At 47.9% G+C, this 6051-nt stretch carries 6 protein-coding genes and 1 pseudogene; 1 reads left to right on the top strand and 6 read right to left on the bottom strand.

The annotated features are described in order from the left end of the window. Positions 1-271: pseudogene (locus tag RAC86_RS09635) on the top strand (branched-chain amino acid aminotransferase); the annotation flags it as partial. 32 nt (positions 272-303) lie between these two features. Here RAC86_RS09635 and licH read toward each other — a convergent pair. From licH to RAC86_RS09605, 6 genes are all read right to left on the bottom strand, one after another. Continuing rightward, positions 304-1632 (bottom strand): 6-phospho-beta-glucosidase LicH, encoded by a 1329-nt coding sequence (gene licH, locus RAC86_RS09630; protein ID WP_003244285.1) that lies wholly within the window; start codon positions 1630-1632, stop codon positions 304-306. Then, positions 1629-1961, bottom strand: a complete 333-nt coding sequence (gene licA, locus RAC86_RS09625; protein WP_003227313.1) for a PTS lichenan transporter subunit IIA — start codon at positions 1959-1961, stop codon at positions 1629-1631. The genes licH and licA overlap by 4 nt, the downstream gene beginning before the upstream one ends. Positions 1962-1979: 18 nt before the next feature. After that, positions 1980-3338, bottom strand: coding sequence for a PTS lichenan transporter subunit IIC (gene licC, locus RAC86_RS09620; protein WP_377885545.1), 1359 nt, complete (start codon positions 3336-3338; stop codon positions 1980-1982). A gap of 15 nt (positions 3339-3353) precedes the next feature. After that, a complete protein-coding gene (licB, locus tag RAC86_RS09615) occupies positions 3354-3662 on the bottom strand; it encodes a PTS lichenan transporter subunit IIB (protein WP_003218755.1) in 309 nt (102 codons plus the stop codon). A 128-nt stretch (positions 3663-3790) separates the two neighbouring features. Beyond that, entirely contained in the window at positions 3791-5716 is a 1926-nt protein-coding gene (gene licR / locus RAC86_RS09610) for a transcriptional regulator LicR (RefSeq protein ID WP_377885544.1), read from the bottom strand. A gap of 162 nt (positions 5717-5878) precedes the next feature. Further along, positions 5879-6037 (bottom strand): hypothetical protein, encoded by a 159-nt coding sequence (locus RAC86_RS09605; protein ID WP_009968374.1) that lies wholly within the window; start codon positions 6035-6037, stop codon positions 5879-5881. Positions 6038-6051 lie beyond the last annotated feature (14 nt).

Here is a 6051-nt window from a genome sequence, read left to right as displayed (position 1 = left end):
CCAAGTTTCAGAACGAAAAATTGCGATCGATGAGGTCATCCAAGCCCATAAAGACGGCATCCTGGAAGAAGCCTTCGGAACAGGTACAGCAGCTGTTATTTCCCCAGTAGGCGAGTTGATCTGGCAGGATGAAACACTTTCGATCAACAACGGTGAAACAGGGGAAATCGCAAAAAAACTATATGACACGATTACAGGCATTCAAAAAGGCGCTGTCGCAGACGAATTCGGATGGACGACCGAAGTTGCAGCGCTGACTGAAAGCAAGTAAGAAAAAGCCGGCCCAGTACAGGCCGGCTTTTTTTACGCTTCAATTTTGTTGAAAAACTGCGGCAGATACGCTTTGTGCGCCTCCAGCATTTCATCTAAAATCTGTTTGGCCACAGTATCGGACGGGACAAGAGGGTTAATCGTCATGGCAAGGAGCGCAGTTTGATAGTCACCTGTAACTGCCGCTTCTGCCGCGACACGTTCAAAGGATTTGATTTGCTGGACGAGGCCGCGGACAGACACCGGCAGGTCGCCGACAGCAATTGGCTTAGGGCCGGTTTTCGTCATCACACAGTTCACTTCAACTGCCGAATCGTCTGGAATACTCGCTATTGCACCATTATTGATCGTGTTCACCGGCTGAATGTCATGTTTATCATTATAAATGGAGCTGATTAAGTTACATGCTGCATCACTGTAGTAAGCTCCGCCCCGTTTTTCCAGCTGCGGCGGTTTGATCGCAAGGTTCGGATCTTTATAAAGCTCGAACAGCTCTTTTTCGACCTTCTGTACGACTTCAGCGCGGGTGCCCTCCGTTTGTGATGCTTCCAGTTCGTGCTCCAGCATCTCTTTTGTTTTGAAATAGTAACGGTGATAGCCGCAAGGGATGACATTGAGCGCTTTTAAGAAATCCGGTTCCCATTCGGCGCCTGAGATATTTTTCATCGTCATCGCGTTTTTCGGGTCGCCCATCGCCTCGATGACTTGCTCCTTCACACTTACGCCATCCAAGAAAACATCCAGCCCAAATACCATATGGTTCAGTCCGGCGAATTGGACTTCTACGCGGTCCACATCTACATCAAGCGCTTTGGCTACGCCCATTTTGATGCCGATTGGAACATTACAGAGACCGACGACTTTCTTCAGGTTGGAGTAGCGAAGCAAGGCTTCTGTTACCATGCCGGCAGGGTTTGTGAAGTTAACAAGCCAAGCGTTCGGGCAAAGCTCTTCTATGTCCTTTGCGATCTCAAGGATGACCGGAATTGTGCGCAATCCTTTAAACAGGCCTCCCGGGCCGTTTGTTTCCTGGCCAATCACTCCGTATTTTAGCGGAATGCGCTCATCCTTTGCTCTTGCCTGCAAAAGTCCGACGCGAAATTGAGTCGTGACAAAGTCTGCGTCTTTCAGCGCCTTTCTCCGGTCGAGCGTAAGATGAATGTCAATCGGGACGCCAGCTTTTTCAACCATCCGTTTGGCGAGTGTGCCGACAATATTCAGCTTTTCTTCGCCCTCGGGGATATCGACAAGCCATAATTCTCGGACAGGCAGCTCATCATACCGTTTAATGAACCCCTCCACTAGCTCGGGCGTATAGCTTGAACCTCCGCCAATCGTTACAATCTTCAATCCTTTTGTCATATGCTTGCTCCCCTTTGCTCGGTGATTTTTTCATATAACTCAATGATCTCTGCAGCCATATCCTTCACTGTCATTGCATTCATTAAATGATCCTGTGCATGAACCATCAGAAGCGTCATTTCCGTCTTTTCTCCGCCCGCTTCATTTTGGATCAGCTCTGTCTGATAATGATGGGCTTTTGACAATTCTTCAGCAGCGTCTTGAAGCTTTTTCCGCGCTTCTTCTGCGTCACCGCTTTTCGCAGCGGCAATGGCCTCCATTGCGGAGCTCCTACCGTTTCCTCCGTGAAGGATGATTTGAAAAATGATTTGTTCCATTTCCTCATTCACGCGATTCACTTCCTTTCTCTACAGGACCGCTTCTTTGTCATCTGATGCTGCAGGCGTTTGGACCAGCTCCAGATCGTTTTCTTCTTTCAGCTTCTGCTTATCCCACATTCTGAAGAATGGATAGTAGACAACAAAGGACACGGCAATATTAATGGCTTGCATGACCGCGCCTGAGACTTTTCCTCCTGTCGCCAAGTAGCCTGAAAAGATCGGCGGCATGGTCCACGGCACTGCGATACCCGCCGGTTTTGCGACAAGGCCGGTGCTCATTCCGATGTACGTAAGTGTCACTGTGACAAGCGGTGTGATGATAAACGGAAGTAAGAGCATTGGGTTCATGACGATCGGCATTCCGAATATAATCGGTTCGTTAATATTGAAGATGGCCGGGCCGACCGCAAGCTTCCCGAGCTGCTTCATTTGTTTGCTTCGGGCGCGCAGGAACATCGTGACAACCAGTGCCAATGTGGCGCCGCTTCCGCCGATATTGACCCAGATATCGAAAAATTGCTGGGTGAAAATCTTAGGAAGCTCCTCACCGGCTTGGAATGCGATCCGGTTGGCATCCATTGCGCCGTACCAAATTGGTGCCATGACGCCTCCGACAATGTTTGCACCGTGAAGGCCGCAGGCCCATAAAAGCATTTTGACGGCTTCGGCGACAAGGCTTCCTCCAAGGCTTCCTCCCAGAATGGAAAGCGGAGTCCCCAATAAAACGCTTACAATATTATGAAGGCTTTCAAACGGTGTCGCTTCAACAATCAGCCGGGCTGCCCAAATTAGGAAGATGACGGCAAAGCCGGGGATTAACGCGACAAATGACTTGCTTACCGCCGGCGGAACACCGTCCGGCATTTTGAAGACTAAATTGCGCTGGATAATGAGGCGGTAAATCTCTGTGGACACCATTGCGATAATCATGGCGACAAACAGGCCTTTGCTCCCCATGAGCGAAAGCGGAATCCCGCCGCCAACCATGATTTCTTTCGTCGCGCCATCCGGCATAAACGGCACTTGATAAGGTGTTGCTAATAAAAATGCCGCAAGGGAAATGGCTCCGGCCGACAAGGCATCAACGCCGTATTTCTCGGCGAGCCGGTAGGCGATGCCGAACGCGGCGACAAGACCCATAATTTCAAAGGTCGCGTCGACTGGGTAGGCCAGTTTTTCAGACCAGGAGCTGCCAAACGTTTTCGCCATAAACTCAGCGTATCCCGGGATCGGGAGGTTGCCAATGATGAGGAAAAAGGAACCGATGATAATCAGGGGCATCGTGAGGATGATACCATCACGCAGCGCCTGCAAATGACGCTGTCCCGCAATTCTTCCCGCTATAGGCATGACCTTTTCTTCTAAGATCTGATTGACTTTATTCACATAGCCCGCCCCTCTCTATGACACATGTCCAAGCTGTTCAGCTGATTTCAGCACTTCCGCCCCATTGCACGTGCCATAATGGACGGTATTAATGACGTCTACCGGAACCCCCTTTGACTCTCCTAATTTTTTGAGCTGCGGAAGCATGTAACGGACTTGCGGACCGAGAAGCAATACATCCGCTTTATCGATATGATTTTGTACAGAATCGCCTGAAACTGCCCAAATGGTATAGTCTTTTCCCTGTTCCTGCGCACTTTTTTCCATCTTGCTCACCAGTAAACTAGTAGACATGCCTGCTGCACAAACGAGTAATATATTCATGTAAAAAACCCCCTAAAGTTTGATCAATTTTGTAATGTCCTGCTGTTGCTATCATCATATTATGAAATCGCTTTCATAAACACTCAGGGTTTTTCCGCAGGCAACGGAAAAAAGGTATATACAGGCTGTCAGCTCAGCATTTTTTGGTCAAACACCTCCGAAAGCTCTTGATATGAACGGCATTTGACCAGCTGGTTCACCGCCGCCGGGTCATCCAAAATGCTTCCAAGCAGCTTATACATGCTTTGCAAATCCGCTTTGTTCTCCTTTTCGACACAAAGCAGACAGACAAATTGAACTCGCTGACTCTCCCAATCAATCGGTTTTTTGAGCGTACAAACGGCCCAAAACGTTGTTTTCGTCTGCGGAACAAGCGGGTGCGGGATGGCAACAAGATTGCCAAAACACGTTGGCGACATGTCTTCTCTTTCAAAAATGGAATCTATGATTTCTTCATCGGCAAAGCCGCATTCGACCACTTTCTGCCCTAAAAATTGAATCACTTCTTCTTTTGAGCGCAGATCCTCCTGAAAAAAAACGAGTTCTTTTTTTAGGTAGCGATTGGCTTTTTCCTTTTCATCACTCAGTATAGATTCTATTTTTGTAAAGTCAGTTCCGCCTAAGATGGTGTTAACCTTCAGTACTGGTACAGGGAGCTCTTTTTTAATCGGAATGGTGCTGATGACAAAATCAATTGATTCGTAGGACATTTGATCAAGACTATAATACTCAGCCGTTCCAAGAATATCGAGCCGCTTGCCGAAATGGGAACGGAGTTTTTCGCGCAGAAGCTGGGCGCTTCCGGCACCCGATGCGCATACAATGATACAGCGTTTCGGCGGGCTTTCTGTTTTTTTTCGTTCAATCGCGGCGCCAAAGTGGAGAGCCAAATATCCAATTTCGTTTTCATGAATCTCAATACCCGTTTGTTCCTTTATCACGATTCCGGCAATGATCCCGGCTTCAAAAGCGAGTGGATAATGTTCCTTGATCGCTGCCAGCATCGGATTTCGAAGATTCATGCCGTATCGGTTGCGGCTGATCGCTGGCTTCATATGCAGGGCCAAGCCGATTTTCAGCTCTTTGTCATGCAGTATGCCAAGCTTCAGTTCACGATCAACAGCTTTGATCATGGCAAGTGTCAGCTGATCGGTTTCCTCTTCTATTGAGAATGTGCCCTCTCCGCATTGTGATTGTGTCATTCGTTTTGTGCCAAGGAGATGCATGGTGATGTAGGCCGTCTCGTCTTTCGGAAACGTAACGGCAAGCGCTGATTCCAGCTCTTTTACGATGGCTTCTGCAGCCTGGTACTCCTTTTGATGCAGGATATGATCCATATCTTTCGGGAAAAGAGATACATAGTTTTCCGTTCTGATCCGTTTACAGGCGATAGCGATATGGATAATGAGGTTATTCAGTCCCATGTTGGACAGAGGGATGCGGTCGTTTTTCATTTTTTTCAAGATGGCGGAACGGATGATCTCAATTTCTTCTTTTGGCAAAATATCAGCCTTTTCATTTAAAACATCTATCTCCGTTTCTCTTTCATCGACAATGTACTCCGCCATGCAGTACCTCATCTGCACCTCGTCCCCGCGCAGCTTGAAGCCGTAATTCGGACGTGTTTCCATGACGATGCGGTAAGGCAGCAGACGTTTCTTTACTTCCTTTAAATCCGTTTGGAGTGTAGATTTTGAGATAAATAGTTCTTCAGCAAGTTCATCGAGCTTGAGATAATGGTCCGCCAGCAGCAGACGTTTCATAAGATAGGCCATTCTCTCCTCCGGCAATACCGGCAGGCCCTTTTTTTGCTGAAATACATCTTGCAGCAGTGTTCTGAATACTTGCTCGTCATCAATGCGGAGCTTGTAGCCGGAGCCTCTTACAGATTGTACAAAGGCACCGTGGCCGCTTAGCACACCTTGCAGTTCCTTTATATCATTGCGGACTGTCCGCGTCGTTACGTTTAATTGCGCGGCAAAAAACGAACTTGTCACCGGGGCTTCAGCCGCCATCAGCAAGCGCAGAATATCACGAAGTCGCCCATGAAGCATGAGAAAAACCTCCTATCTAGTAGATGCAGGGATTCAGTGAATAGGCAGAAAGGATGATGAAGGGATGCGAAATGTATATAAATTCTATAATGGAGAGAATGGCAAGTCAATGAGCATCCGGAGGACTAGAGGGAAAACTGGCCTATAAAAAAACAGCCGGAGTCAGCCGGCTGTTCTAGATGCGGACATATTCTTTTGTTTAGACGCCTTGCGGTCCTTCATGATTTTTCGAACAATCGGGTAAATGACCGGCGCCCATTTGATAACGGTTTTGATCATCTTTTTCAAAGCTCCGATTCTCCCTTCTTTTTTCTCAACCATTCCCCTGATTGCCT

It is taken from the genome of Bacillus sp. LR_5, assembly GCF_042709275.1.
Note: the sequence above shows the minus strand (reverse complement) of the source record. Positions and strands in the feature narration are given on the sequence as shown.

Bases quoted from the DNA above. Each gene is read 5' to 3' on its own strand.
- licB (WP_003218755.1), bottom strand. From the start codon at position 3,662: ATGAATATATTACTCGTTTGTGCAGCAGGCATGTCTACTAGTTTACTG.
- licR (WP_377885544.1), bottom strand. From the start codon at position 5,716: ATGCTTCATGGGCGACTTCGTGATATTCTGCGCTTGCTGATGGCGGCT.
- RAC86_RS09605 (WP_009968374.1), bottom strand. From the start codon at position 6,037: ATGGTTGAGAAAAAAGAAGGGAGAATCGGAGCTTTGAAAAAGATGATC.
- licH (WP_003244285.1), bottom strand. From the start codon at position 1,632: ATGACAAAAGGATTGAAGATTGTAACGATTGGCGGAGGTTCAAGCTAT.